Source organism: Actinomadura sp. KC216 (assembly GCF_004348535.1).
Classification (GTDB): Bacteria; Actinomycetota; Actinomycetes; order Streptosporangiales; family Streptosporangiaceae; genus Spirillospora.
In genome coordinates this window covers 1-25691 of the sequence record NZ_SMJX01000103.1, presented here as the reverse complement: position 1 = coordinate 25691, position 25691 = coordinate 1, and the positions used below count along the sequence as shown (strand labels likewise).

22 protein-coding genes, 1 pseudogene and 2 riboswitches are annotated in these 25691 nt (G+C 72.3%); of the genes and pseudogenes, 8 read left to right on the top strand and 15 right to left on the bottom strand.

Translation table 11 applies throughout. From position 1 onward, the window contains the following. The 8 genes and pseudogenes from E1264_RS44675 to E1264_RS19480 all read right to left on the bottom strand — a co-directional run. A pseudogene (locus tag E1264_RS44675) lies at positions 1-322 on the bottom strand (hypothetical protein); the annotation flags it as partial. 324 nt (positions 323-646) lie between these two features. Beyond that, positions 647-2188: a penicillin-binding transpeptidase domain-containing protein gene (locus tag E1264_RS19510; RefSeq protein ID WP_132175498.1), complete on the bottom strand. Its 1542-nt coding sequence runs from the start codon at positions 2186-2188 to the stop codon at positions 647-649. 120 nt (positions 2189-2308) lie between these two features. Beyond that, on the bottom strand, positions 2309-3109 hold the full coding sequence (locus tag E1264_RS19505; RefSeq protein ID WP_132175496.1) for a hypothetical protein: 801 nt from the start codon (positions 3107-3109) through the stop codon (positions 2309-2311). A gap of 17 nt (positions 3110-3126) precedes the next feature. Then, entirely contained in the window at positions 3127-4251 is a 1125-nt protein-coding gene (locus tag E1264_RS19500) for a glycosyltransferase family 4 protein (protein ID WP_132175494.1), read from the bottom strand. Between the two features lie 82 nt (positions 4252-4333). After that, the gene (locus tag E1264_RS19495) at positions 4334-5968 is read right to left on the bottom strand and encodes a ubiquinol-cytochrome c reductase cytochrome b subunit (RefSeq protein WP_132175492.1); all 1635 of its coding nucleotides are present in this window, start codon (positions 5966-5968) and stop codon (positions 4334-4336) included. After that, positions 5965-7098, bottom strand: a complete 1134-nt coding sequence (locus E1264_RS19490) for a Rieske 2Fe-2S domain-containing protein (RefSeq protein ID WP_132175490.1) — start codon at positions 7096-7098, stop codon at positions 5965-5967. The genes E1264_RS19495 and E1264_RS19490 overlap by 4 nt, the downstream gene beginning before the upstream one ends. Then, the gene (locus E1264_RS19485) at positions 7095-8006 is read right to left on the bottom strand and encodes a cytochrome c (RefSeq protein ID WP_132175477.1); all 912 of its coding nucleotides are present in this window, start codon (positions 8004-8006) and stop codon (positions 7095-7097) included. Before E1264_RS19485 ends, E1264_RS19490 begins: the two co-directional genes overlap by 4 nt. 73 nt (positions 8007-8079) lie before the next feature. Next, complete coding sequence (locus E1264_RS19480) at positions 8080-8736, bottom strand: heme-copper oxidase subunit III (protein WP_347813409.1); 657 nt, start codon at positions 8734-8736, stop codon at positions 8080-8082. Positions 8737-8829: 93 nt separating this feature from the next. Between E1264_RS19480 and E1264_RS19475 the strand changes: the two genes are divergently transcribed. Together E1264_RS19475 and trpD are read left to right on the top strand one after the other, a co-directional pair. Continuing rightward, positions 8830-9252, top strand: a complete 423-nt coding sequence (locus E1264_RS19475) for a response regulator transcription factor (RefSeq protein WP_132175475.1) — start codon at positions 8830-8832, stop codon at positions 9250-9252. Between the two features lie 36 nt (positions 9253-9288). After that, entirely contained in the window at positions 9289-10347 is a 1059-nt protein-coding gene (gene trpD / locus E1264_RS19470; RefSeq protein WP_132175473.1) for an anthranilate phosphoribosyltransferase, read from the top strand. A gap of 6 nt (positions 10348-10353) precedes the next feature. On the opposite strand, the gene E1264_RS19465 is transcribed toward trpD, so the two are convergent. The 3 genes from E1264_RS19465 to E1264_RS19455 form a co-directional block, all read right to left on the bottom strand. After that, the gene (locus E1264_RS19465) at positions 10354-10641 is read right to left on the bottom strand and encodes an Lrp/AsnC ligand binding domain-containing protein (RefSeq protein ID WP_132175471.1); all 288 of its coding nucleotides are present in this window, start codon (positions 10639-10641) and stop codon (positions 10354-10356) included. Positions 10642-10712: 71 nt separating this feature from the next. Further along, on the bottom strand, positions 10713-11462 hold the full coding sequence (locus E1264_RS19460) for a rhomboid family intramembrane serine protease (protein ID WP_132175469.1): 750 nt from the start codon (positions 11460-11462) through the stop codon (positions 10713-10715). A 9-nt stretch (positions 11463-11471) separates the two neighbouring features. Next, on the bottom strand, positions 11472-13289 hold the full coding sequence (locus E1264_RS19455) for a DEDD exonuclease domain-containing protein (protein ID WP_132175467.1): 1818 nt from the start codon (positions 13287-13289) through the stop codon (positions 11472-11474). A gap of 339 nt (positions 13290-13628) precedes the next feature. Between E1264_RS19455 and E1264_RS19450 the strand changes: the two genes are divergently transcribed. The 5 genes from E1264_RS19450 (at position 13629) to E1264_RS19430 (ending at position 20654) form a co-directional block, all read left to right on the top strand. Then, a complete protein-coding gene (locus tag E1264_RS19450; RefSeq protein WP_243711031.1) occupies positions 13629-14906 on the top strand; it encodes an NYN domain-containing protein in 1278 nt (425 codons plus the stop codon). A 291-nt stretch (positions 14907-15197) separates the two neighbouring features. Beyond that, positions 15198-16130: a C40 family peptidase gene (locus E1264_RS19445; protein WP_243711030.1), complete on the top strand. Its 933-nt coding sequence runs from the start codon at positions 15198-15200 to the stop codon at positions 16128-16130. Between the two features lie 499 nt (positions 16131-16629). Next, positions 16630-16831: riboswitch (cyclic di-AMP (ydaO/yuaA leader) on the top strand. A gap of 159 nt (positions 16832-16990) precedes the next feature. Further along, a riboswitch (cyclic di-AMP (ydaO/yuaA leader) is annotated at positions 16991-17139 on the top strand. Between the two features lie 9 nt (positions 17140-17148). Beyond that, positions 17149-17970, top strand: coding sequence for a CHAP domain-containing protein (locus tag E1264_RS19440; protein ID WP_243711029.1), 822 nt, complete (start codon positions 17149-17151; stop codon positions 17968-17970). A gap of 42 nt (positions 17971-18012) precedes the next feature. Further along, positions 18013-19293, top strand: a complete 1281-nt coding sequence (locus E1264_RS19435; RefSeq protein ID WP_132175463.1) for a hypothetical protein — start codon at positions 18013-18015, stop codon at positions 19291-19293. Beyond that, a complete protein-coding gene (locus tag E1264_RS19430) occupies positions 19290-20654 on the top strand; it encodes a M48 family metallopeptidase (RefSeq protein ID WP_243711028.1) in 1365 nt (454 codons plus the stop codon). The genes E1264_RS19435 and E1264_RS19430 overlap by 4 nt, the downstream gene beginning before the upstream one ends. Before the next feature lie 10 nt (positions 20655-20664). Here E1264_RS19430 and E1264_RS19425 read toward each other — a convergent pair whose 3' ends face one another. The 4 genes from E1264_RS19425 to coxB form a co-directional block, all read right to left on the bottom strand. Next, complete coding sequence (locus E1264_RS19425; RefSeq protein WP_243711027.1) at positions 20665-21939, bottom strand: Ig-like domain-containing protein; 1275 nt, start codon at positions 21937-21939, stop codon at positions 20665-20667. A 139-nt stretch (positions 21940-22078) separates the two neighbouring features. Next, the gene (locus E1264_RS19420) at positions 22079-22489 is read right to left on the bottom strand and encodes a cytochrome c oxidase subunit 4 (protein WP_132175459.1); all 411 of its coding nucleotides are present in this window, start codon (positions 22487-22489) and stop codon (positions 22079-22081) included. A 3-nt stretch (positions 22490-22492) separates the two neighbouring features. Further along, positions 22493-24160 (bottom strand): cytochrome c oxidase subunit I, encoded by a 1668-nt coding sequence (gene ctaD, locus E1264_RS19415; RefSeq protein ID WP_132175457.1) that lies wholly within the window; start codon positions 24158-24160, stop codon positions 22493-22495. After that, positions 24157-24948 (bottom strand): cytochrome c oxidase subunit II, encoded by a 792-nt coding sequence (gene coxB, locus E1264_RS19410; protein ID WP_132175455.1) that lies wholly within the window; start codon positions 24946-24948, stop codon positions 24157-24159. Before coxB ends, ctaD begins: the two co-directional genes overlap by 4 nt. Before the next feature lie 164 nt (positions 24949-25112). Between coxB and E1264_RS19405 the strand changes: the two genes are divergently transcribed. Beyond that, a partial coding sequence (locus tag E1264_RS19405) for an aminotransferase class V-fold PLP-dependent enzyme (protein WP_132175453.1) occupies positions 25113-25691 on the top strand: 579 nt, incomplete at its 3' end.

The following is a 25691-nucleotide window of genomic DNA, read 5'->3' as shown; positions in this document are numbered from 1 at the left end:
CCGGTGGCCTGTTCCGCGCGCCGAACCGGTCGGGGGGCGGCTGCGCCGGGGGGCGCGGCCGTTCGCGCTCGCGGGAACGGTCCTCGCCGGCCCGCTCGCGCCGCTTCGTCTCGCGCCGGCTCGGCCCGCGGCGGGACGTTCGCCGTCCGCGCTCGGACCAGTCCGGCTGCTGCGACCACCAGGACCCTTCGGGCCACTGCGGCTCCTCGGACCGGGGCCCCGACCGGGGCTCGGGTCTCGACGAGGGGCGCGCGGGCGTCTCCGCCCACGGTGCAGCATGCGTGGTGCTCCGGGACGCATGCTCGTTATCGCGTCGCGCCATGCCCTCTCCTGTGGAGGAGACGGAGGGCTCGGCGAACGCCGGTGGCTCCGGACCGTCGGGCGCATTGCCCGGCGGCCGTTCCCGCTGAGACATCGGGGACCGCGGATCAGGAGCCCGCTCGCTCCAACCGCGTTCCCCGAGCGGATCCTGAACGAATCCGCTCGATCACTCCGGGAGCATACGCCCCATGAGCCACTCAGATGCGAGTTGGTGCCAAAAACGTGCCGAGTCTTCCTCCGCGGTCGTTCTGTTCTCCAGGGCAGTACGTACGGAGGGCCGTGACACGTTCAAGGACCGGCGCGACGATTCCGCGGCGTCCGGTGATCAGCCCATGGCCTTCAGGAAGCGGGCGGCCAGGGGCGCCGCCACTTTCGGGCCCGAGCCGCCCGACTCGACGAAGACCGAGAACGCGACGCCGTCCCGGTAGCCGATGAACCAGGCGTGCGACTCGCCGCCGCCGATCTCGGCCGTCCCGGTCTTGCCCGCCGTCCCGGACGGGAGCCCGGCGCCCGCGGCGGTGCCGCCGGTGACGACCGCCCGCATCATCGTGCGGAGCGCGGACGTCCCGGGCACCGGTCGGGGATCCGGCGTCGCTCCCCCGCCCTCGCGGATCAGCTTCGGCTCCAGCAGCCGGGGCGAGCGCCACGAGCCGTCCGCGGCGGCGGCCGCGACCGACGCCATCAGCAGCGGGCTCGCCTGGACGCGGCCCTGCCCGATCGCCGCCTCCGCCAGCTCCGCGCCGCTCTCCGGGGCGGGGAAGCTGCCGTCCGCGGCGTCCGCGCCCGGCGTGAGCCGCGCGCCGAAACCGAACCGGCGGGCGCTCGCCGCCAGCTTCTCCGCGCCGAGCCGCTCGACCGCGAGCTGCGAGAACGTGGTGTTGCAGGACGCGGCGAACGCGCCCCGCAGCGTCGTCCGGCCGAGCGCGTGGTCCTCGTCGTTGCGGATCGTGCGCTGCGCGGTGACCACGGACGCCGGGCAGTCCGCGCCGGTCCCGGCGCCGGACCCGGCCGCGGCGAGCGCGCCCGCGGTCACCACCTTGAACGTCGAGCCGGGCGGGTAGCGGCCGATGAAGGCGCCGAGGCCGCCGAGGCCGTCCGCCACCGCGAGGACCTCGCCGTCGCCCGGCCGGACGGCGACGATCGCCGCGCGGCCCGGCGCGGCCGCCACGGCCTGCTCCGCCGCCGCCTGGACCCGCCGGTCCAGCGTCGTCCGGATCCGGCGGCCCTTCTCGACGCCGAACAGCTTCACGTGCTGCGGCGGCCCGCCGTCGTCGCGCAGCTCGATCGCCCAGACGCGCTGCTCCTCCTCCTCGTCCAGCCGGGAGATGATCGCGGCGACGTAGGGCGCCAGCGGGCCGCCGTCCTGGAGGGGCCGGCCGTCCCGCGCGGCCGGCGTCGCCGCGGGGACGAAGACCTGCCGCATCGCCCAACTCCCGCCGCCCTTCAGGCCGGGGTACAGCGTGGCGGGCGACCACAGGACGCGCCACCGGCCGTCCACCCGCACGAGCCGCAGCTCCGACGCGAACGACCAGGCCCCGTGCCCGCTCAGCGACCGGGTGGCGGTGAAGGCGGCCCGCGCGGCGTCCGGCCCGGACCGCACGACGGGACGGGGCTCCAGCGCGATCGCGGTGACCGCGAGCCCGTGCGACAGCGCCCGGTGCTGCGCGGCGAAGCCGGCGGGCGGGTCGGCGACGAGCCTTCCCATCTCGTCCAGGTCCCCCTCGCTCCACGCCGCGAAGTAGCGGGCCGCGACCCGCTCGGGCGTGTCGCGCTCCCGTTCGCGCCGCAGCGCCCAGCCCGCCACCAGGCCCGTCACCAGCACGACCGCCAGAAGCACGGCCAGCACCACCACACCCCGAGATCGCACCGGCTCCTCCTGGCCCGCCCCACCGGAGTTTGATCATGTCAGCGGTCCGATTGCTCCATATATGGAATGGACCGTCCATTCCTGACCGCATCCGAAAGGCGGGGCGGCGGTGGGCCGAGGTCAGGTGTTCCAGGGGAGGCGGAGGGATTCCAGCTCGGGGTCGGCCAGGATGGCCTCGATGAGGCTGGTGGGGCCGACGACCTTCGTGCCCCACAGGTCCCAGTCGCAGTAGACGACCCAGGAGCGATCCTCGGCCCACAGGTCGGACGGGCAGCTCGCCATGGCCGGGTGGTCGTACAGGCGGGCCGCGTCGCCCAGCCGCCCGGCGAGGACGGTCTCGTCGTCCCAGTCGGCGGTGACGAGCGGGCAGTAGTAGGCCAGGCAGCGGGTGCCCGCGCCGGACGGGCTGTGCCGCAGCAGCACCCCGATCAGCCGGTACCAGCTCTCCCGGTCGAGGCAGCCCTCCGCGGGCGGCTGGATGGCCGCCGACCAGCTTCCGGCGGGATGCGCCTGGCGCAGGCAGCGGCTGCCGGGCAGCTCACCGTCCGGGACGACCGGCTCGCCGAACCCGCGCGCGAGCTCCCGCCAGCGCAGCCGCCGCCAGCCCGCGCCCGGATGGCCGCTGCGGCCGAGGCCGGTACCGGTCACGATCGCGCCTTCGAGCAGGTCGCCGACATCGCCGGGCGTGTCGGCCGCCGGGTCGGGCGGTTCGGCCAGGCCCGCCGCGATCACCGACTGGTGGACATCGTCGTGGGTCGTGGTGACCAGCCCCTCCTCCCACGAGTACATCGCGTGCAGGAGCCAGGCGGCGTCGGGGCGGCGCGGCGGCTCGAACCCCGAGTAGCAGTGGTCGGGATCCAGCTCGTGCAGCCACCGGGCGGCCTCCCCGGGAACGCGGGCCCATGCGTCCTCGATGTCCATGGACGCATCCTGTCATCTCAGGACGTCAGCAGGCGTCCCAGACGGGCCGCCTGAATCTCCCAGCGCCATTCCCGTCCGATCCAGGCGCGCCCCCGCCCGCCCATGCGCCGGGCCGCGGCCGGATCGGAGAGGAGGGTCGTGAGCGCCTCGGCGATGCGGGCGGCGGAGCGGCCGGGGACGACCGTGCCGGTCTCGCCGTCCAGGACGGCGTCGGGCGCGCCGCCGGAGTCGCCCGCCACGACGGGCAGGCCGGTGGCGGACGCCTCCAGGTAGACGATCCCGAGGCCCTCCACGTCCAGGCCGCGGCGGCGGGTGCGGCACGGCATCGCGAACACGTCGCCCGCGTCGTAGTGGGCGGGCAGTTCCTCCCACGGGACGCCGCCGGTGAACACGACCGACCCGTCCACTCCGCGGGAGGCGGCCAGGCGTTGCAGGTCGGCGCGGTAGGGGCCGCCGCCGACGAGCAGGAGCGCCGCGTCCGGCACCGAGCGCAGGACGCGCGGCCAGGCGTGGATCAGGGCGTCCTGCCCCTTCCGCGGCACCAGCCGGGACACGCACACCACCACGGGACGGTCCGTGAGGCCGTGGCGTGCCCGGATCTCGTCACCTCCCGAGCCGGGGTGGAAGACCTTCTCGTCGACGCCCGGGGCGAGGTGGGCCAGCCGTGCCGCCGCGTCCGGGGACAGGGCGCGCGCCATGCGGGACCGCGTGTACTCGCCCAGGTAGGTCAGGGCGTCGACGTCGTCCCCGATGCGGCGGAGCAGGGTCCGCGCCACCGGCAGCGACGCCCAGCCCGCCTCGTGCCCGTGGGTGATCCCGAGGAGGCGTTCCGCGCCGCGCCGCCGCAGCGCCGGGGCCAGCAGGCCGAGCGGCGCCGCCGCGCCGAACACGACCGAGTCGCAGCCCTCCGCGCGCAGCACGTCGCCCGCCCGGCGCAGCACGCCCGGCTCCGGCAGCATCAGCGAGCCGGGATGCCGGACGACCGGGAACGGCTGCGCCGCGTCGAACTCCGCGGCGCCCTTCCAGGACGGCGCGTACACGACCACCGAGCCGGGCGGGCGCCGCACCGCGAGGCCGTGCACGAACGCCTGGATGCCGCCCGGACGGGGCGGGAAGTCGTTGGTGACGAACAGGGTCCTCATCGTCGGCCCAGCATAGGAAGGGGCCCGGCGCCGCCGTGGCGGTGCCGGGCCCCTTCGCGGAATTCGGTGTTCGGGTGGAGCGTCAGTGCTTGACCTGCTCGGAGTCCGAGCCGCTCTCGATCGCCTCGTGCTCGCCGTGCCCGTGCCCGTGCTCCTCGACGGGGACGTCGTCGAACGTCCACGCGCGGTTGAGCCGCGAGCGCAGGTGACCGATCGGGCCCTTGGCGCCGGGCGCGGGGATGCCCCTGGCGTCCCGGGCGGGCGCCTCCGGCCTGGCGTTCTCCTTGGACAGCAGGACGATCTTCTCCTCCTCGCGCGGCGCCTCGTGCCGCTCGGAGAACTTGCCGTCCGGCGACATCATGATGACGCCGGACTCCACGCCGTGCCCGACGACGTCGGCGTCCTTGCGCTGGAGACCGAGGCAGATCCGCTTGGTGATGATGAACGCCGCGATCGGCCCGAGGATCACCGTCACCCGGAAGAACCATGTCGTGGCGAACAGCGACACGTGGAACCGCTCGGCGAGGACGTCGTTCGCGCCGGCGAGCCACAGCAGCCCGTAGAACGTCACCGCCGCCATGCCGGTCGCGGTGCGGACCGGGGCGTTGCGCGGACGCGTGTTGACGTGGTGCTGCCGCTTGTCGCCCGTCACCCACGCCTCGATGAACGGCCACGCCATCGCGCCGCCGAAGATGATGCCGAGCGGCACCGCCGCCGGGATCAGCACGTTGAAGCTGACCGTGTGGCCCCAGGCGGAGATCTCCCAGTTCGGCATGATCCGCAGCGCCCCTTCGAGGGGCCCCATGTACCAGTCCGGCTGGGACCCGGACGAGATCGCGCCCGGATCGTAGGGGCCGAACAGCCAGACCGGGTTGATCTGCGCGAACGCCCCGAGCAGCGCCACGACACCGAACACGAACAGGAAGTACGCGCCCGTCTTGGCCATGAACACCGGGTAGAAGGGGTAGCCGTACACCTTCTTCTCGGTCTGGTTCTTGACCGGCATCGCGGTGTGCTTCTGATGCCACATGATCATCATGTGCGCGGTGACCAGCCCGAGGATCAGGGCCGGGATCAGCAGGATGTGCAGCATGTAGAGCCGCGGGATGATGTCCTGCCCGGGGAACTCGCCGCCGAACAGGAACATGTAGCCGTAGGTGCCGACCAGCGGGATCGACTCCAGCACGCCCTGGGTGATGCGCAGGCCGGTGCCGGACAGCAGGTCGTCCGGCAGCGAGTACCCGAACAGGCCCTCCAGCATGCCGAGGATGAACATGTTGATGCCGATGATCCAGTTCAGCTCGCGCGGCTTGCGGTACGCGCCGGTGAAGAACACCCGGAGCATGTGCGCCAGGATCGACGCCATGAACAGGATCGCGGCCCAGTGGTGGATCTGCCGCATCAGCAGGCCGCCGCGCACGTCGAAGCTGATCCGCAGCGTCGAGGCGTAGGCCTCCGACATCTTCACGCCCTGCAGCTTCGTGTACGACCCGTCGTACACGACCTCCTTCATGCTCGGGTTGAACCAGAGCGTCAGGAACGTCCCGGTCAGCAGCAGGATGACGAAGGAGTACAGGGCGATCTCGCCCAGCATGAACGACCAGTGGTCCGGGAAGACCTTCTTGACGTTGCGCCGCAGGAAGCTCGTGGAGCCGAGGCGCTCGTCGACGAACCCGAGCGTGCCCTGGATCGCCTTCGGTGCGGTCGTGTCGCTCATCCGCGCTCCCAGAAGCTCGGTCCGACCGGCTCGTGATAGTCGCTGGTCGCGATGATGTACCCGTCCTCCTCCGCCAGCGGCAGCTGCGGCAGCGGCCGCGCCGCCGGGCCGAAGATGACCTTCGCGGCGTCGGTGGCGTCGAACGTGGACTGGTGGCACGGGCACAGGATGTGGTGCGTGGTCTGCTCGTACAGCGCCGCCGGGCAGCCGACGTGCGTGCACACCTTGGAGTACGCGACGATCCCGTTGATGTGCCAGTTCTCGCGTCCCTTGGCGGGCTTGAACTGGTCCTCGGGGACGTTGATGAGGATCGTGACCGCCTTGGCGTTCTGGGTGAGCACCTCGTCCTCGGGGACGTGCTCCTCGATGCCCTCCGGCAGGACGGTGATCATGCTGCCGGGGCTGGCGAAGTCGCTGACCCGCAGCGGGCGGTGGGTGCCGTCCACGACCAGCCGGACGCCCTTCTTGCCCTCGGCCTTCGCCCGCTTGACGGCCTCGCCCCAGTAGGTGTGGCGGAGCCGCTTCTCCGGCAGCGGGCCGAGGTCGCGCAGCAGCACCAGCGGCGCCAGGCCGAGCGGCGCGGCGGCCAGCAGCAGCGTGCGGCGCAGCAGCGGGCGCTTGGTGATGCCGCTGTCCTCGGCGCCCTCCATGAAGTCCCTGGCGAACGCGGCCCTGGACTCCTCGTCGGCGGCCAGCTCGTGCCGCTCCTGGACGATCGGCTTGCTGGTCATCAGCCGCCGCACCCAGATGGTCACGCCCGCGGCCATCGCCAGGAACGACAGCGCCATCGTCCCGCCGAGCCAGAAGTTGGACTCGCGCGCGCGCAGCACGCCGTGCATGCCGCCGTCGCGGCCGCTCCAGCCGATGAAGTAGGCGATGAACGCCACGCTCGACGCGAACGCGACCATGAACAGCGTCGCGACGATCCGCTCCGCCCGCTTCATGGACGCCTCGTCGAGCTGCTCGCCCACGCCGGCGGGCGCCGAGATGTCGTCCTCGGCGAGCAGCGCCTTCTGCCGCGCCGGGGACGGCGTGCCGACGACGCGCTCGCGCCGGGCGGCGCCCTCGTGCGGTTCGCCGCCCTCGCGCGGGCCCTCCGGGCCCGCGGTCTCCTTGTTGTCGTCGCTCATGACTTCTTCAGCTTCTTCGGCTTCTTCGCGGTGATCCACATGGCGGCCAGGACCAGCAGGCCGATGCCGATCAGCCAGCCGGCCAGGCCCTCGCTCACCGGGCCGATGCGGCCGAGGCCGTTGCCGCCCGGGTTCGGCTCCTCACGCGTCTGCACCAGGTAGGCGATGATCGCCTGCTTCTCCTTGGGCGTGAGCGTGGTGTCGTTGAAGACCGGCATCGCCTGCGGGCCCGTCAGCATCGCCTCGTACATCTGGGTCGGGGTGACGTCGTCGCCCGACAGCGGCGGCGCGTACTTGCCGCCGGTCAGCGCGCCGCCCTGGCCGGTGAAGTTGTGGCACTGGGCGCAGTTGGTGCGGAACAGCTTGCCGCCGAGCGCGACGTCGCCGCCCTTGGGGTCGACGGCCGACGCGGGCGGGACCTCGGGTCCGCCGCCAATCGACTGGACGTAGGCCATCAGGTCGCGCAGGTTCTTCTCGGCCTGCGCCTTCTGCTTCTCGGCGTGCTCGCGTTCCTTCGGGTCCTCGTAGTCGGTCTTGATCGAGGTGTCGAACGCGGGGATCGGCTTCTTGCGCGGCATCTGCGCGCCGGGGTTCATCGCGGGCATCCGGCCCGTGCTGACCTGGAAGTCGACGGACGCGGCGCCCACGCCGATGAGGCTGGGCGCGAGCGGCTTGCCGTTGGCGTCCTTGGTGCCCTCGGCGTTGAGGCCGTGACAGCTCGCGCAGTTCTTGTTGAACAGCTGCTTGCCGTTCTCCAGGTCCTGAGCGAGCTGGGCGCTGCTCGTCGCCTCGGCGCGCTCGGTCTGCGGCGAGAACCCGGCGTAGACGACGCCGATCGCCGCCAGGGCCGCCAGCACGACGGCGTAGCCCGCCCACGGGCGCCGTCGCCATGCGGTGATCCTTTTCACGGAAATCCCCGTTCGGGTCATGTCTTCTGGTGGGACAGGGCTTGTGGTGGGTCAGGGGGCGTCTCGGCGGCGCTCACATGTCGAGCAGGTAGACGGCCGCGAACAGGCCGATCCACACCACGTCGACGAAGTGCCAGTAATAGGACACGACGATCGCGCTCGTCGCCTGCTCGTGCGTCCACCGTTTCGCGGCGTAGGTGCGCCCGAGGATGAACAGGAAGGCGATGAGGCCGCCGGTGACGTGCAGGCCGTGGAAGCCGGTCGCCAGGTAGAAGATCGAGCCGTAGGCCGAGGACGAGAAGGTCAGCCCGTCGTGGGTGACGAGGTTGTAGTACTCGTAGCCCTGGCCCGCGATGAAGTAGGCGCCCATGAGGAACGACAGGACGTACCACTCGCGCAGGCCCCAGCTCCGGAAGTTCAGCAGGCTCCCGTCACGCCCGACCTTGCCGGCCTCGGCCTTGAACACGCCCATCTGGCAGGTCACGGAGGACAGCACCAGGATGGTCGTGTTGACCGACGACAGCGGGAGGTCCAGCGGTGCGCCGGGCCACGCGTCTTCCCCGGACTGGCCGATCGTCACGGAGCGGATCGTGAAGAACATCGCGAACAGCGCCGCGAAGAACATCAGCTCGGACGACAGCCAGACGATCGTCCCCACGCTGACCAGATTGGGACGGTTCGCCCGTGCGTGAGGTGTTGTTTCAATCGCGGATGCTGTCACGGGCAGCATTATTGCGCCCCTGTCCCGTGAGTGACGCATGACCCCCCTTCTAGGGTTCCCGCGCGTGTCCCGGCCGTCCCCGACCGGGTACCCTTCACGTCCATGAGCACCGCCTCTGAGGGCCCGATGAAGGTCCTCGTCTACAGCGACGACGCGAACACCCGCGCACAGGTCCGGATGGCCATCGGGCGCCGCCCCGCCGCCGATCTCCCGAAGGTCGAGTTCGTCGAGATCGCCACCCAGCCCGCCGTCGTGGCGCGGCTCGACGAGGGCGACATCGACGTCCTGGTGGTGGACGGCGAGGCGCAGCCCGCGGGCGGCCTCGGCGTGTGCCGGCAGGCGAAGGACGAGGTGTACGACTGCCCGCCGGTCCTCGCGATCATCGGCCGCCGCGACGACGGCTGGCTCGCGACCTGGTCCCGCGCCGACGCCGTGGTGAGCCTGCCGCTCGACCCGATGGCCGTCGCGAACGCGCTCGCCGGGCTGATGCGCAAGCGCCTCCAGGACCGCCTCCCCGCCCTGTAGCCCCTTCCCCGCACGATCTGAGACCCGGTAGGCGACATGGACGCGCGCACCACCTGGCCCGCACTGCTCAACGCCCTCGTCTCGGGCGACTCGCTGAGCAGCGAGGAGACCTCCTGGGCCATGAACAGCATCATGGCCGGGGACGCCACCGACGTGCAGATCGCGGGGTTCGCCGTCGCGCTGCACGCCAAGGGCGAGACGGTCGAGGAGGTCACCGGCCTCGCCGAGGGCATGATGGACAACGCCAGGCCGATCCACGTGCCGGGCCCCATCGCCGACCTCGTCGGGACGGGCGGCGACCGCGCGCACACCGTGAACGTGTCCACGATGGCGGCCGTGGTCGCGGCGGCGGCGGGCGTCCGGGTGGTCAAGCACGGCAACCGGGCCGCGTCGTCGTCCTGCGGCGCCGCCGACCTGCTGGAGCATCTCGGCGTCGCGATCGACCTGCCGCCCGAGGCCACCGCCCGGATCGCGGAGGAGATCGGCATCACCTTCTGCTTCGCGCCGCTCTACCACCCGGCGCTGAAGCACGCGGCGCGGACGCGCAGCGAGCTCGGCACCCCGACGGTGTTCAACTTCCTCGGGCCGCTGACGAACCCGGCGCGTCCGGGCGCGCAGGCGGTCGGGGTGTTCCATCCGCGGATGGCGGGCATCGTCGCGGGCGTGTTCGCCGCGCGCGGTTGCTCGTCGCTGGTGTTCCGCGGCGACGACGGCCTGGACGAGCTGACGACGACCGGCACCTCCACGGTGTGGGTCGTGCGCGACGGGACGGCGACGGAGACCACGTTCGACCCGTCCGACCTGGGCATCCCGCCCGCCAAGCCGGAAGACCTGCGCGGCGCCGACGCCGCGTTCAACGGGCGTGTGGCGCGCGAGACGTTCGCCGGGCGGCAGGGCCCGGTCCGCGACATGGTGCTGCTGAACGCCGCCGCGCTCATCACCGCCTACGAGGGCACGCCTCCCCCGGCGGCGCTGACCGAGACGCTCCGGAGCGGCTACGAGCGCGCGGCGGCGGCCGTCGACTCCGGCGGCGCGGCCACGCTGCTGGACCGCTGGATCGAGACGTCCCAGCGCATGCGCTCGTCCGGCGCCTGATCGCGCTCAGTCGGCGTCGGGGAGGCCGAGCGCGAAGGCCTGCTCCAGGTCGTGCTGGGAGTAGGTGCGGAACGCGATGTGCGTCTCGGTGCCGACGACGCCCAGGACCTTGTTGATGCGGCCAGGGATGACGTCGTTCAGCTCCTCGTTGCGGCGCACCCGGACCATCGCCATGAGGTCGTGGTCCCCGGTGATGGAGTAGACCTCGCTGACGCCGTCCAGGGCCGCGATCGTCTCGGCCACCTCGTGGATGCGCGCGACGTCGGCCTTGACGAACACGATCGCAGTGACCACTTCACCCTCCCTGAGATCCGGACGCTCCGACCCTATCGGGACGCCTCCGCAGCGCCCGCCGCGGCCACGGTTCAGCCGCGGCTGAGGGCGGCGATGCGGCGGGCGGGGCCCGCGCGCCGCGCCAGGATCGCGAACCCGACCCCTGCGACGAAGCCGTAGATGTGCGCGACGTAGGCCACGTTGCTCTCGTCGTCGCCCAGCGACAGCCATTGCAGGACGAACCAGTACCCGAGCACCACCCACACCGGCAGCCGCATGACGATGACCGGCGGCACCCAGCTGACGACCCGTCCCCGCGGGTTGAGGATCACGTAGGCGCCCATCACCCCGGCGATGGCGCCGGACGCCCCGACGAGCGGGACGGTCGATCCCGGCGAGGTGAAGGCGTACCCGTAGACGGCCACGAGCCCGAAGAACAGGTAGCTGAGCAGGTAGCGCCATCGGCCGAGCCGGTCCTCGACGCCCATGCCGACGACGAACAGCGCGACGAGGTTGCTCAGCAGGTGGAGCGCGCCGGAGTGCAGGAACATGGAGCTGAACGCCGACGTCCAGGGCGCCTTGCCGAAGTCGGCGGGGCCGCACTCGTCGACGACGTCCGGCGGCAGCGGCTTCTGGTCGCCGGTGGTCAGCTCCTTGGGGACGGCGCCGTACTCGAAGGTGAAGTGCGCCGTCCTGCACTCGCGGACGTGGCCCTCGCCGTACCAGGTCGCGAAGTTCGACATCGGCGTGATCAGGAACACGACCACGTTGGCCGCGACGAGCAGGTACGTCACCCACGGGACGCGCCGGGCCGGCTGGCTGTCATAGAGGGGCAGGGCCACCCCGACACCTTAGTGGCGGCCGCGCCGCGGACGGGACGCCTCCGACGCCCCCTCGTAGGACCTGTCGTAGGCGCGGTCGATCCATTCGCGCAGGCCCTCGGCGCCGTGGGCGGGGCACGTCCAGGTCCCGGCGACCTCGACGAGGCGGACGCCGGGCAGGTCGAGCCAGCGCAGCACGCACTCCATCTCCTCCGCCGTGGCGCCCGCGGAGGGCGGCGCGCCGAGCGCGACGCCGCCGGGCGCCTCGCCGGAGGGCGGGAACACCGTCTCGGCGGTGGCGATGAGCGCGTCGACGTAGGGACGCGGGGCGGCGTGCGGCGGAACGTTCCCCGCGGCGGCGAGCCGCCCGTAGCGCACCACCGCCAGCTCCCAGCCGCCGTCGAACGCGGGGCGCGCCGCGACCAGCTCGGGCAGGCGCGCGAGCGCGGCGAGGCGCTGCCCGCGCGCGGCGGCGCGGACGAACGCGGCGAGCCGGTCGCGCTGCGCGCCCGCCTCCTCGTAGCGCAGCTCGGACGCGAGCCGGTCGATGCGGACCTGCGCGGCCGCGACGACGGAACGCACGTCGCCCTCCATGACCGAGCGGGCCGTCCCGACGTGCACGGCGTAGGCGTCGGCGGACTCGCGGCCGTCGCAGGGCGCGCCGCAGCGCCCGATCTCGGCGAGCGCGCACGCGCGCGCGTTGCCGTGCTCGATGATCCGGAGCGTCAGCCGCTGGGTGCACTGCCGCAGCGGCACGGCCTCGTGCAGCGCCGCGCGGGCCTCTTCGGCCTGCCGCCGGGACGAGATCGGCCCGAGGTAGCGGGCGCCGTCGGCGCGGCACTCGCGGACGATCGACAGCCGCGGGAACGGCTCCACGGTCAGCTTCAGCCAGATCGCCCGCTCGGGGAACTTGGAGCGGCGGTTGTAGCGCGGCTTGTGCTCGGCGATCAGCCGCAGCTCGCGGACCTCGGCCTCCAGCCCGGTGGCGCACTCGATCGTCCGGACGTTCTCGGCGATGCCGACCATCTCCCGGACGCGCCAGCGCGTCTCCGAGCCGGTGAAGTAGCTGCGCACGCGGGAGCGCAGGTCGCCGCTCTTGCCGACGTACAGGACCTCGCCCTCGGCGTCCTCGAACAGGTAGACGCCGGGCACGCTCGGGACGTCGTCGGCGAGGTGCCGCTTGCGGCGCTGCTCCGGGGTCGGGGCCTTGGCGAAGCTCTTCATCTCCTCCAGCGAGGTGACGCCGAACGACCCGAGCCGCTCGATCAGCCCGTGCAGGACCTCGACGGTGGCGCGGGCGTCGGCGAGGGCGCGGTGCGTCGGCTCGTTCGCCGTCCGGAAGAACCGGGACAGTGTGCTGAGCTTGCAGTTGGGCACCTCGTCCTTGGACAGGACGCGCCGCGCGAGGTCGACGGTGTCGACGACGGTGAACGCGGGCCAGGCGTACCCGTTCTCGGCGCACGCGGCCTTGAGGAAGCCGATGTCGAACGAGGCGTTGTGCGCGACGAGGACGCAGCCGCGCGCGAACTCGAGGAACGCGGGCAGCACCGACTCGATCTTCGGCGCGGCGGTCACCATCGCGGTGGTGATGCCGGTGAGCGCGGTGATGAACGGCGGGACGGGCCCGCCGGGGTCGACGAGCGTGCCGAGCTCGCCGAGCTCCTCTCCCCCGCGCACCTTCACCGCGCCGATCTCGGTGATGGCCGAGTCGGCGACCGAGCCGCCCGTGGTCTCCAGGTCGACCACCACGAAGGTGACCCCGGACAGCGGCGTGCCGAGGTCGTCCAGGGTTCCCTGGACGCCGGCCGTCTGGACACTGCCCGCCTGAACACCGTGCGCAGCCGTCATGTGCGCGACCGTAGAGGACACCACCGACAGAAGCCGGGCCCGCTAGGGTTGAGGTGCGCCGGCACGTCCCGCCCGGCGGGGGCGGCGGGGACGGTTCGGGGAGGCCGGGCGCGTTCCGTCCGATCACACGTTCGCCCTGGTTAGGGTGCGGGCGGCTCGGGAAGACACAGCCCACCGGCGGCGCAGCCCGGAAGGAGCGGGATCATCGACAGCGGCCCCGAAGCGACCCCCGGCGGCGAGGAACCCGCGGAGAAGGCGCGTCCCGCCCAGGGCGGCTGTCCAGAGCACCCGGAGAGCGGGGGCCGCCGGGAGAAGCTGGGCAGGCCGCTGCCGGAGGCCGTGCGGCAGGCGGTCGTGGAGGTCGCCGCCGAGGTGATGGGGGCGCTGCCGGTCGACGACGTCCCCGCGCCGCTGCGCCCGTTCGCCCGGTTCGAGCGCCGCAAGCGCGCCAAGCTCGCCGGGCAGCACATCGCGGCGGCGCTGGAGAAGGACGACGCCTTCCGGCGCCGCGTCGCCGAGCCGCTGCGCGACGGGCAGGCCGACCTCGTGGCGGCGGTCGAGGGCCGCGACGTCCCGCCCGCCGCCGATCCCGTCCGGGTCGCGATGCTCGCCTACCTGCTGCGCCCCGAAGGCTGGACGGAGCTGGTCGAGTCCGCCCGGGAAGAGCTGGAACGCTCCGCCTCCGCCTCGGAGGAGGAGGCGGCGGAGCGGCGCGTCGCCGCGCTGAAGGCGGAGCTGGCCGCCGCCCGCGCCGCCCGCGCCGCGGAGCTGGACCGGCTGCGCGCCGAGCTGCGCGAGAGCAAGGCCGAGGTCGCGGAGCTGCGCCGCAAGCTGCACGAGGCGCGCACCCGGTACCGGGCCGCGGAGGAGCGCGCCGGGGCGGTCGCGGCGGAGGCCGAGCGGGCGCTCGCCGCCGCGCGGGAGTCGACCGCCGCGTCCGAGAAGGAGATGCGCAAGCTGCGCGCCCGCGCCGCCCAGGCCGAGGCCGCCGCGGAGACCGCCAGGCGGGCCGCGCGGGAGGGCCGCAACGTCGAGGACGTCCGGCTGCGAATGCTGCTCGACACGCTGGTGGACGCGGCGCAGGGCGTCCGCAGGGAGTTGGCGCTGCCGTCCACGATCGAGCGTCCCGCCGACGTCGTCGGCGCGCTGGAGCCCGACCGGCAGCCGCACCGAGCGCTCCCGGGCCGGGCGCTGTCCGACAGCGACCCGCAGCTGCTCGACCGGCTGCTGACGCTGCCGCGCGTGCACCTCGTCGTGGACGGCTACAACGTGACCAAGACCGGGTACGGGGAGCTGCCGCTGTCGGACCAGCGCACCCGGCTGCTGTCGGGGCTCGGCGGGCTCGCCGCGCAGACCCGCGCCGAGGTGACGTGCGTGTTCGACGGCGCGGAGCTGGACGCGCCGGTCGCGATCTCGGCGCCGCGCGGCGTCCGGGTGCTGTTCAGCCGGCCGGGGCAGACCGCGGACGAGCTGATCGGCGAGCTGGTGCGGGCGGAGCCGCAGGGCCGCGCGGTCGTGGTGGTCTCGTCCGACCGGGAGGTGGCCGACGCGGCGCGGCGCGCGAACGCCCGGCCGTGCCCGTCCACGCTCCTGCTCCGCCGGCTCGGCCGGTCGTGAAGCGGCGGGCCATAAGGTGGCCATAAAGTCCTGATAAGGGAAGTCTCGCCCTGGGTGAGACGCGAGTCACAGATGGTGGACATTGTCCAAGGATGTCGATCAAAGAGTGACGTTTCGGTTGTGACGGTTGTTGACCCTCGCTAATGTCGTCCGCTGACGTCGTGGACGAGAGGGGCGAAACCGACCGTGGCCAAAGAACTCATCGGGGCACCGGAACAGCGGCGTGTCCGTAGAGGCGGCTCGGCGAACAGCGGCATCTCCCGTCGCCTGGCGGCTCTCACCTGCCTGACCGTGACCGCCACCCTCGCATCTCCGCTGGTGGCGCCGGCCGCCGCCGACCCCAGGCCGACCCGGGCCCAGGCGGAGAAGACGCTGAACAAGCTCAACGAGGAGATGGACCAGAAGGTCGAGCAGTACAACCAGAACCGCGAGAAGCTCAAGATCGCCAAGAAGAAGCTCGACGCCGCGACGACGGCGAGCAGGCGCGAGGAGGCGACGTTCGAGCAGCAGCGCTCCAAGATCGCCCAGATGGCGGCGGACGCGTACAAGAACGGCGAGTCGACGGACGTCACCGGCTTCGTCGGCAGCAGCGACCCGCAGGCGGTCCTCGACCAGGCGGCGGTCTTCTCGCACCTGTCGCAGGACCGCGCCTCCCAGCTCACCCAGTTCCTCGCCACCGCGCAGCGGCTGCGCCGCGAGCAGGCCGTGGCCAAGGCCGCCTACGACGAGGTGAAGTCCAAGACGGACGATCTGAGGAAGCAGAAGAAGGAGCTGGACCAGAAGGTCAAGAAGCAGGAGGCGCTGGTCAGGCGGCTCGGCGGCGGCGTGTCCTCCGGCGGCGTCGGCGGCTCCTACAACGGTCCCGCGAGCGGCCCGGCGCGCGCGGCGCTCAGCTTCGCCTACGCGCAGCTCGGCAAGCCGTACCAGTACGGCGCCGAGGGCCCCGGCTCCTACGACTGCTCGGGCCTGACCATGAAGGCGTGGGCGGCGGCGGGCGTCAACATCACCCGCACCACCAACTCCCAGTACGCCGCCACCAAGCGGATCGACAAGAGCAACCTGCAGCCCGGTGACCTGGTGTTCTTCAGCGGTCTCGGCCACGTCGGCATGTACGTGGGCGGCGGGAAGATGATCCACGCTCCGAGCACGGGCAAGAACGTCCAGATCGTGAGCATCACCTCGGGCTACTACCTGAGCAACTACTACGGCTCCGGGCGTCCCTGACGTCCTGTTATGTCCGCCGCACCCGCGGCCGGACGGATCGCCTTCGGCAACGGACCAGGCTTTGACCTGGTCCGTTGTTAATTTTGTGGGGGTTTGCCTTCTCTTGGGGCTTTGGTACCTTGTCACCACTCGCGGCGCCCTCCAGGCGCCGTGGCCCCCGCGACGCCCACCAGGCGCCGCGGCCCACGCGGCGCATTCCTCCGCCGCGTGACGGGCGGCGCGAGCCACGCGCCGTCTCCCCCCTCGGCGGCGCGCTCCACGCGTCGCCCGCGGCACCGGGACGGTGCCGCGACGGTCTCCACGCAGACCCCGCCCGACCCCAGCCGACGTGCGCACGCCCGCAGCGTGCATGGCGCTGAGAGCGCTGCCGCGGCGGCCCCGAGGGTCAGGCGCCGGACGGCCCCGGAGACGGGCCGCCGTCCGCGCACAACATCAGGCGCCGCTCTTTCGCACGCGGGAGACAGGTCCCGCGCACGGGCCCCATATCGCCCCCAGGATCGCAGCGGCAGCGCCGAATCCGCCGACGCGCGGAACCGGGGACCCATAACCGCCGGAGTCCAGGGACCGTCCCTGGACGGCACCACCCGGCGCCCGGGGTGAATCGGTGCGCCCTCCCGGAACGACCCGGTGAGAGCCCGCCGTAGGGCCACTTCCTCGCCCGAACCCGTCAGCTAACCCGGTAGGCGTCTGGAAGAGACGAAGGAGTGAAACCCGCAGCGTTACCTGGGCGTGGTCGCCCTCGCGCGACCACGCCCGCCTCTTCCCTGCGCTCCGCGCCGGCCTCACCTCCGGGGCCGCCCGCCGGAGTGTCCCCATCCGATCGGCGCGCCCGCCCCCGGGCCGCCACCGCCGAGTCCGCGGACCGCCACGCGCCAGCGCGGCAGGACGCGGAGCCGGGGACCCACCTGTGTCCTTTCGGGGTGAATCGGCCTGCCCGCGCGCGGGCCGTAGGGCGGCTTCCACGCCCGAACCCGTCAGCTAACCCGGTAGGCGGCATGGAAGTCGAGGAGATCCCCCCGTGCCAGGCATCAACCGCAGGAAGACCCCGGGCAGGCACCGCAAGCCCAGCACCCGGACCATCACCTGGCGGACGACCGGCGGTGTCGCCGTCGGCGCCGCCGTCCTCGGCACCGCCGCGGCCACCGCGCACGCGTCGGTCCTGCCGTTCGGCCCGCCGCCCGCCGCGGACGCGTCCTCCGAGCTGGCGGTCACCGGGAAGGACGCGCGCGTGACCGCGTCCAAGGACCGCGAGAAGGACGAGCACGACCGCAAGGACGGCGCCAAGAAGAACCCCACCGCGAAGGGCGGCGGCGCGAAGCGCGGCACGCCCGCGAAGCGCGCCGGGACGTCGCGGCCCACCGCCGCGGAGGCCATCAGGCTCGCCAGGTCGCAGGTGGGGATCGCGGAGAACGGCGGCGGCGAGACCAAGTTCCAGAAGTGGTACATGGGCACGTCCCGCGCCCAGGAGACGCTCGCGCGCGACGGCGGCTCCCTCCGCGGCTACGGCGACGCGAACTGGTGCGACATGTTCATCTCCTGGATCGGCGAGCAGATCGGCTTCACCGACCAGATCGGCAGCGACGCCTGGACCGTCGCCCACGCCCGCTGGTTCCAGGCCAACGGCCGCTGGGGCACCGAGCCCAGGCCCGGCGCGATCGTCTTCTACGCCTGGGACGGCCGCAAGACCAGCGGCGCCATCCGGCACGTCGGCATGGTGATCAAGAAGGTGGACGACGACACGATCGAGGCCGTCGAGGGCAACACCGGCAACGCGGTCCGGATCAAGGAGCGCTCGGCCGGCGACATCGTCGGCTACGGATACCCCGACTACAGGTCGTGACGCCCGTCTCCCCGCCCCCGCGGGCTGCATAGGATCACGCGCATGGAAGACGGCTCCGGCGAAGGCGACGCGCCCGGCCGCCCCCTCACGCGGCGCAGAGTCCTCAAGGTCGGCGCGTGCGGGGTCGGGGTGCTGTACGGGGTGGCCGTGGGGTTCGTCGTCGATCCCTTCGGCGGCGACGAGACGCCCCAGAGCCGCAGGACCACGCCGAGCGGCCGGTACGACGCCGGTGACGCCGACACCGTCCTCGGCAACCGCGCGCGGGCCGTCCGGACCGGTGACCGGACGGCCTTCCTCGCGACGGTCGGCTCCGCGCCCGCCGCGTTCCAGGACGCCCAGGCCCGCCTCTACGGCAACCTCCGCAAGCTCCCGCTCGCCGGATGGCACGAACAGGTCACCGCCACCCAGGCGGTGGACGAGGAGAACGGCGTCACGGTCGTCCGCGTCAAGGTGCGCTACAAGCTGCGCGGTTTCGACAGCGGCGAGGGGGCCCGCACGCGGTACCTGGCCCTGACCCAGCGCTCCGGCACCTGGACCATCGTCGGCGACGGCTCGGCCTACGACTTCCACGACGACGCCGAGATATGGGACGCCGGTCGCCTGTCGGTGGTCGAGGGCCGCGCGAGCCTCGTCATCGGGGACGCCGCCGGCCTCGACGAGATCGCGGAGCGCCTGGACGCGGCCGTCCCGGCCGTCGATGACGTCGTCGGCACCGGATGGGCGCGGCGGGCCGTCGCGCTCGTTCCCGCCGACGAGGCCCTCGCGGCCGCGCTCGCCGGCCCGGGGCAGGGCGCCGGCGAGTTCGCCGCGGTCGCGACCACCGTCCCGCCCGCGGGCTTCGATCCGGGCGGCGACCGCGTCGTCATCGCCCCCGGCGCCTTCGGCCGCCTCAACGAGCTCGGGCGGGGCGTCGTCCTCACCCACGAGCTGACGCACGTCGCGACCGGCGCCGCCACCGACCGCACCACGCCGGGATGGCTCATCGAGGGCTTCGCCGACTACGTCGGGTACCGCGGGTCGGAGATCGGCGTCCGGGCGGCGGCCGGCGAGCTGCGCCGCGAGGTGGCGGCCGGGCGGATCCCGTCCGCGCTGCCCGCCGCGGCCGCGTTCTCCGGCGGCTCGGCGCGCCTCAGCCAGGCCTACCAGGAGGCCTGGCTCGCCTGCCGGATGATCGCCGACCGCTACGGTGAGGCGACGCTCGTGCGGCTCTACCGGACCGCCGGGCGCGTCCCTGAGGCCACCGCGCTGCGCGAGGTGCTGGGCCTCACCCCGCAGGGTTTCACCGCCCGATGGCGCGACTACCTGAAGAAGGAGCTCACGTGAGGGAGCAAGCGGCCGACGGCACGCGGACGCCGCGGATCGCCGCCGCCGTCGCCGCCGGGGTGCTGTTCGCCGCCGTCGCGACCGTCCTCGCCCTGACGACGCCCTGGAACCCGCTGCCGGGCGCCGTGCCCGGTGGACGCGCGGAGCCCGATCCGGCGCTCGACTTCTCCCCGCCGGAGATCGCCCGGTCGAAGGCGTTCGACTCGGCCCTCACCCCGCCCGCCTACAGCGGCCTCGTCGTGGGGCTGATCCTGATCTTCGCGCTGGGCTTCACGCCGCTCGGCGCGCGCTTCATCGGCTGGGTCACCGCCCGCACCCGCCGCCGCTTCCTCCGGGTCATCGTCGCGACGCTGGCGCTCACGGCGCTGCTGCGCGCCGCCGGGCTGCCGTTCGACATCTGGAGCGAGTCGGTGCTGCGCCGGTACGGGCTGTCGACGCAGTCCTGGCCCGCGTGGCTCGTGGACCAGCTCAAATCGCTCGCCGTCACCTGGGTCATCTACACGATCGCGCTGCTGCTCCTGTACGCGGTCGTGCGCCGCTTCCCGCGCTACTGGTGGACGGGCGCCGCCGCGGGCGGGTTCCTCCTCGTCGTCCTGGTGTCGTTCATCTACCCGATCGCCGTCGAGCCGGTGTTCAACAAGTTCCACTCGCTTCAGCAGGGGCCGCTGCGCACCGAACTGCTGGCGATGGCCGAACGGGACGGCGTGCCCGTCGAGGACGTTCTCGTCGCCGACGCGTCCCGCAGGACGACGTCGCTGAACGCCTACGTGTCGGGGTTCGGGTCCACGCGCCGCATCGTCCTGTACGACACGCTGCTGAAGTCGCCGCCCGCCCGGGTCAAGTCGATCGTCGCGCACGAGCTCGGCCACGCCAAGCGCGACGACGTGCTGTACGGGACGCTCGTCGGCGCGCTCGGCATCGCCGGGGCCATGTGCCTGCTGTACCTCCTGATGACCTCGCCGCGCCTCCTGCGCCGCGCCGGAGTCGCCCCCGGCGCCCCGCCCGCGGACGGCTCCGGCGGCGCGGCGGGCCCGCGCTCCGGCGGGGCGGCGGACCCGCGGTCGATCGCGCTCGTCCTCGCGCTCGTGGCGGCCGGGACGCAGCTCGGCGCCCCGGTCCAGAACCTCGTCAGCCGCCGGATCGAGGCCCGCGCGGACGCGCACGCGCTGGACCTCACCCGCGACCCGGCGACGTTCGTGTCGATGCAGCACGAGCTGTCGGTGCGCAACATCTCCGACCTGAACCCCGACGCGATGGAGCACCTGCTCTGGATGACGCACCCGTCGGGCCCCGACCGGATCGCCATGGCCCGCACCTGGGCGCGTCTCCATCACGTCCCAGAGCCGCCCCCGCTGCGCTGATCAGGGTCGGTCAGTCACTCTCGGCGCGCGGCTTCTCCGGACGCTGCGCGCCCTGCTGCTGCGCGGAGAGCGTCGCGGCGTCCGCGCGCGGCGCCGTCGTCACCGACCGCTGCAGCGCGCTGCCCTTCACCCACTCGTTCCAGTTCATCTGCCAGAAGCCCCAGCCGTTGTCCGGTTCGAGCTCCCGGTCCGAGCCGGTCACCGTCACCACGTCGCCGCGCTGGGCCAGGCCGTAGAACCACTTCGCGTTGGACGGGCTGATGTTGATGCAGCCGTGGCTGACGTTCGCGCTGCCCTGGCTGCCGACCGACCACGGCGCGCTGTGCACGTACTCGCCGCTCTCGGAGATCCGCACCGACTTGTACACGGTGAGGCTGTAGCCGCCGGGGCTTCCGGGGCTGACCCCCATCCAGTCGGACGTCATGACGGTGGGGTCTTCCTTCGCCATCGTCAGGTGCACGCCGTTGGTGGTGGTGTACTTCTCCGCCCCGCCCTTGCCCATGCTGGTCGGGATGGTGCGGACCTTCTTGCCGTTGACCTTCACCACCATCTTGTGGGTGTCCTCGCCCGCCGTGGAGATGTGCGAGTCGCCCACCTTGAAGTCGACGGCGTAGTTCTTGCCGCCGTACACGTCCCCGCCGGTGCGGACACCGCTGAGGTGGGCCTGGAAGCTCACCTTGGTCTGGATGGGCCAGTACTGCCTGGGCCGGAAGACGACCTCCTGGTCGCCGAACCAGTGCCAGGCGCCTTCGACGGTCTTGTCGGCCCGCACCTCCAGCGCCTGCTCGACCGCCTTCTTGTCCTGCACCGGACGGTCGAACTTCATGATGATCGGCATGCCGACGCCGACGGTCTCCCGGTCGTAGGGCGCCTCGACCGTCATCTTGTTCGTCTTCGTGACCTTGGCGGTGGTGAAGCGGCTGCTGACCGTCTCGGTCCTGCCGTCCTCGCCGACCGCCGTCGCGCCGACCGTGTACGTCGCGCCCGGTTCGAGCGTCCAGCGCGACCTCCACCGCGTCCGGTCGGCGTTCAGGTCGCCGTCGACCTGCCCGCGGCCGGAGGTCACGGTCACGTTCGCCACGGTGCCGCGGTACGCCTGGACGGTGATGGGGCTGTCCGGCCTGAGCTGCCCCCCGCCGCCCGCCGGCGACACCGTGAGCTCCACGGCGTCCCGGCCGTCCGCCTCGCCGCCGCCCGTGCACGCCGCGGCGCCCGCGACCATCCCGGCGCCGACGAGCACGGCCGCCGTCCGCCGTCCCCGGTCTCCCGGTCCTGAGCCACCCACCCGCATGTGGTCCCCCCGGTCGTCCTACTGGGCGATCGATCCGCCTCCCCAGCCACGTCGCTGGAACGGCGCCCAGTATGTGAAAGGGCCGGTACCCGAAAAAATCGGACACCGGCCCCTCTTGGGGTTCTTTTACTGATCAGTGGGCGAAATGGCCCCGGTAGTACTCGAATACCAGACCTATCGTCGACAGCAGCATCGCGGCGGCGCCGAGGATGACCAGCCACCAGCCGAACACGATGCCGAGCGAGATGGCCGTGGCCGACAGGCCGATGTACAGCGGCCACCAGCTGTGCGGGCTGAAGAAGCCCAGCTCGCCGGCCGCGTCCGCGATGTTCCCCTCGGGGTCGTCCTCGTACAGCGGGCCGCCGTTGGCGGCCTCCAGGCGCCGGACGGTGAAGTGGACGTAGAACCCGATGAGCCCGGCGAGCCCGACCGCGAGGCCGAGGGCGGTCGTGCCCGTCCAGTCCTTCGACCAGAGCCAGTACACGATGTCGGTCGCCAGGAAGAACAGCGCGGACCCGTAGAACATGAACGCCTGGACGCGCATCGGCTACTCCCCCTTCGCCCCGGCCAGCTCGCCCTTGGCGCCCACGTGCGGGTGGTGCAGGTCGAACGCCGGCCGCTCGGAACGGATCTTCGGAATCGAGTTGAAGTTGTGCCGCGGCGGCGGGCACGACGTCGCCCACTCCAGCGACGCGCCGTAGCCCCACGGGTCGTCGACCTCGACGCGCTTGCCCCGCTTCCACGTGATGTACACGTTGTAGAAGAACGGCAGCATGGACGCCCCGAGGACGAGCGAGAAGATGCTGGATATCTCGTTCAGGCCCTGGAACTCGTCGGCGTAGTCGGCGTACCGGCGGGGCATGCCCGCCGCGCCCAGCCAGTGCTGGACGAGGAACGTGCCGTGGAAGCCGATGAACAGCAGCCAGAAGTGGACCTTGCCGAGGAAGTCGTTCAGCATCTTGCCGGTCCACTTCGGCCACCAGAAGTAGAAGCCCGCGAACATCGCGAACACCACGGTGCCGAACACGACGTAGTGGAAGTGCGCCACCACGAAGTAGGAGTCGGACAGCTGGAAGTCCATCGGCGGCGACGCCAGGATGACGCCGGTGAGCCCGCCGAACAGGAACGTCACGAGGAACCCGAGCGACCACAGCATCGGCGACTCGAACGTCAGTTGTCCTCGCCAGATCGTCCCGACCCAGTTGAAGAACTTCACCCCCGTGGGCACGGCGATGAGGAACGACATGAACGAGAAGAACGGCAGCAGCACCTGGCCGGTGACGAACATGTGGTGCGCCCACACGGTGATGGACAGGCCCGTGATGCTGATGGTCGCGAACACCAGCCCGATGTAGCCGAACACGGGCTTGCGGCTGAAGACCGGGAGGATCTCCGTCACGATGCCGAAGAAGGGCAACGCGATGATATAGACCTCCGGATGCCCGAAGAACCAGAACAGGTGCTGCCATAGCAGCGCGCCGCCGTGCGAGGCGTCGAAGATGTGCGCGCCGAGCTTGCGGTCGGCCTCCAGCGCCAGCAGCGCCGCGGCGAGGACCGGGAACGCGATCAGCACCAGGATGGACGTCAGCAGGACGTTCCACGTGAAGATCGGCATCCGGAACATCGTCATGCCGGGCGCGCGCATGCACAGGATCGTGGTGATGAAGTTGACGGCGCCCATGATGGTGCCGAACCCGGACATCGCCAGGCCCATCACCCACATGTCGCCGCCGATGCCCGGCGAGCGGACCGCGTCCGACAGCGGGGCGTAGGCGAACCAGCCGAAGCTGGCCGCGCCGCCCGGGGTCAGGAAGCCCGCGATGACGATGAGGCTGCCGAACAGGAACAGCCAGTACGCCAGCATGTTCATCCGCGGGAACGCCACGTCGGGCGCGCCGATCTGCAGCGGCATGATGACGTTGGTGAAGCCCGCGAACAGCGGCGTCGCGAACATCAGCAGCATGATCGTGCCGTGCATGGTGAACAGCTGGTTGAACTGCTCGTTGCTGACGACCTGCATGCCCGGCTCGAACAGCTCCGCGCGCATCACCAGCGCGAGGACGCCGCCGAACAGGAACATGAAGAACGAGGTGATCAGGTAGAGGTAGCCGATCACCTTGTGGTCGGTGGACGACAGCCAGGACGCGAGGATGCGGCCCTTGGTCGTCCGGGGGCCGGCGGGCGCCGCGGTGGGCGCGTGGCTCGTCGCGGTCACCTGGCACCCCCCGCGGCCAGAGCGGCCTTGGAGTCGGCGATGAACTTGGTGTACTCCTGCGGCGTCACGACCTTCAGCTGGAACAGCATCCGGCTGTGGTCGACGCCGCAGAGCTCGGCGCAGCGGCCCTCGTACACGCCGGTCTTGGTCGCCGTGAACTCGAACTCGTTGTCGTAGCCGGGCATGACGTCCTTCTTGTAGATCAGCGCCGGGACCCAGAACGAGTGGATGACGTCGTTGGAGTGCAGGCGGACACGAATCTTCTGGCCCGTGGGGATCGTCATCACCGGCTTGGCGGGTGCGGGCCCGTTCGGCGCGACGGGCTGGCCGACGACACGTGCGACGAGCTGCTCCTTGCCCGTGGCGTCCTTCTCCTTGTAGTCGAACTGCCAGCTCCACTGGAACCCGGTCACGTCCACGACGACCGCGGGGTTGGCGGAGGTCTTCTCGACGTAGTTCTCGTCCCGGGCGGTGAAGTAGAACAGGACCGCGATGATGACGAACGGGACCGCCGTGTAGAGGATCTCGATCGGCATGTTGTAGCGGACCTGCGGCGGCAGGTCGTCGGAGCGCTTGCGGTGGAACAGCACCGCCCAGATGATCAGCCCCCAGACGACGGCCCCGACCGCGAACGCCGCGATCCAGGAGCCCTGCCACAGGTGCAGCATGCGCTCGCCCTGCTCGCTGATCGGCTCGGGCATGCCGAGGCGGCTGCCGCTGCACCCGGTGGCTGACAGCGCCAGCAGCCCCAGCGCGCCGGCGCTTTTCAATGCGCGGCGACTGCGCACAGGCGTACGCCGCTCCCTAGAGCGGGTCGGACTCACGGAATGCCTTCCCCACGGATGAAAGCCCGGGTCGGCCGGGCGGAGAGATCAGTTGTCACACGTGCGATGGACACACTAGCGCGAGGGTCGCGCCAACCCCCGATCGGGTGCCGGGTTAGTGTTTCCGCGTGGCCGAACCGAGTGTGCAGGGCGCCTACTTCGACGCGGCGTCCGCCGAGCCGCCGCATCCGGCGGCCCGGTCGGCCCTTCTTGAGGCTTTCGACGCCGGGTGGGCCGACCCGGCCCGGCTGTACGGGACGGCGCGCGGCGCCCGCCGGCTGCTCGACCGGGCCCGCGCGCGGGTCGCCGGCGTCCTCGGCGCCCGCGCCGACGAGGTGTCGTTCACCTCGTCGGGCACGCAGGCGGTGCACCTGGCCGTGCTCGGCGGGCTCGCGGCGCGCCGGCGTGTGGGGCGGCATCTGGTGGTGAGCGCGGTGGAGCACTCCAGCGTTCTGCACGCAGCCGAGGCGCACGAGCGCGACGGCGGCGAGGTGAGCGTCGTCGGCGTCGACCGGACGGGCCGCGTCGACCCCGCCGGGTTCGCGGCGGCGCTGCGGCCGGACACCGCGCTCGCGTGCCTGCAGTCGGCCAACCACGAGGTCGGGACGCTCCAGCCGGTCGCCGAGGCGGCGGAGGCGTGCCGGGCCGCCGGCGTCCCGCTGCTGGTCGACGCGGCGCAGTCCCTCGGCCGGGCGGACGTCCCCGGC

Excerpts from the sequence above, each read along its gene's own strand:
- E1264_RS19505 (WP_132175496.1), bottom strand. The coding sequence starts at position 3,109 with ATGGACATCGAGGACGCATGGGCCCGCGTTCCCGGGGAGGCCGCCCGG.
- E1264_RS19500 (WP_132175494.1), bottom strand. The coding sequence starts at position 4,251 with ATGAGGACCCTGTTCGTCACCAACGACTTCCCGCCCCGTCCGGGCGGC.
- E1264_RS19495 (WP_132175492.1), bottom strand. The coding sequence starts at position 5,968 with ATGAGCGACACGACCGCACCGAAGGCGATCCAGGGCACGCTCGGGTTC.
- E1264_RS19490 (WP_132175490.1), bottom strand. The coding sequence starts at position 7,098 with ATGAGCGACGACAACAAGGAGACCGCGGGCCCGGAGGGCCCGCGCGAG.
- E1264_RS19480 (WP_347813409.1), bottom strand. The coding sequence starts at position 8,736 with ATGCTGCCCGTGACAGCATCCGCGATTGAAACAACACCTCACGCACGG.
- E1264_RS19475 (WP_132175475.1), top strand. The coding sequence starts at position 8,830 with ATGAGCACCGCCTCTGAGGGCCCGATGAAGGTCCTCGTCTACAGCGAC.
- trpD (WP_132175473.1), top strand. The coding sequence starts at position 9,289 with ATGGACGCGCGCACCACCTGGCCCGCACTGCTCAACGCCCTCGTCTCG.
- E1264_RS19455 (WP_132175467.1), bottom strand. The coding sequence starts at position 13,289 with ATGACGGCTGCGCACGGTGTTCAGGCGGGCAGTGTCCAGACGGCCGGC.
- E1264_RS19435 (WP_132175463.1), top strand. The coding sequence starts at position 18,013 with ATGGAAGACGGCTCCGGCGAAGGCGACGCGCCCGGCCGCCCCCTCACG.
- E1264_RS19420 (WP_132175459.1), bottom strand. The coding sequence starts at position 22,489 with ATGCGCGTCCAGGCGTTCATGTTCTACGGGTCCGCGCTGTTCTTCCTG.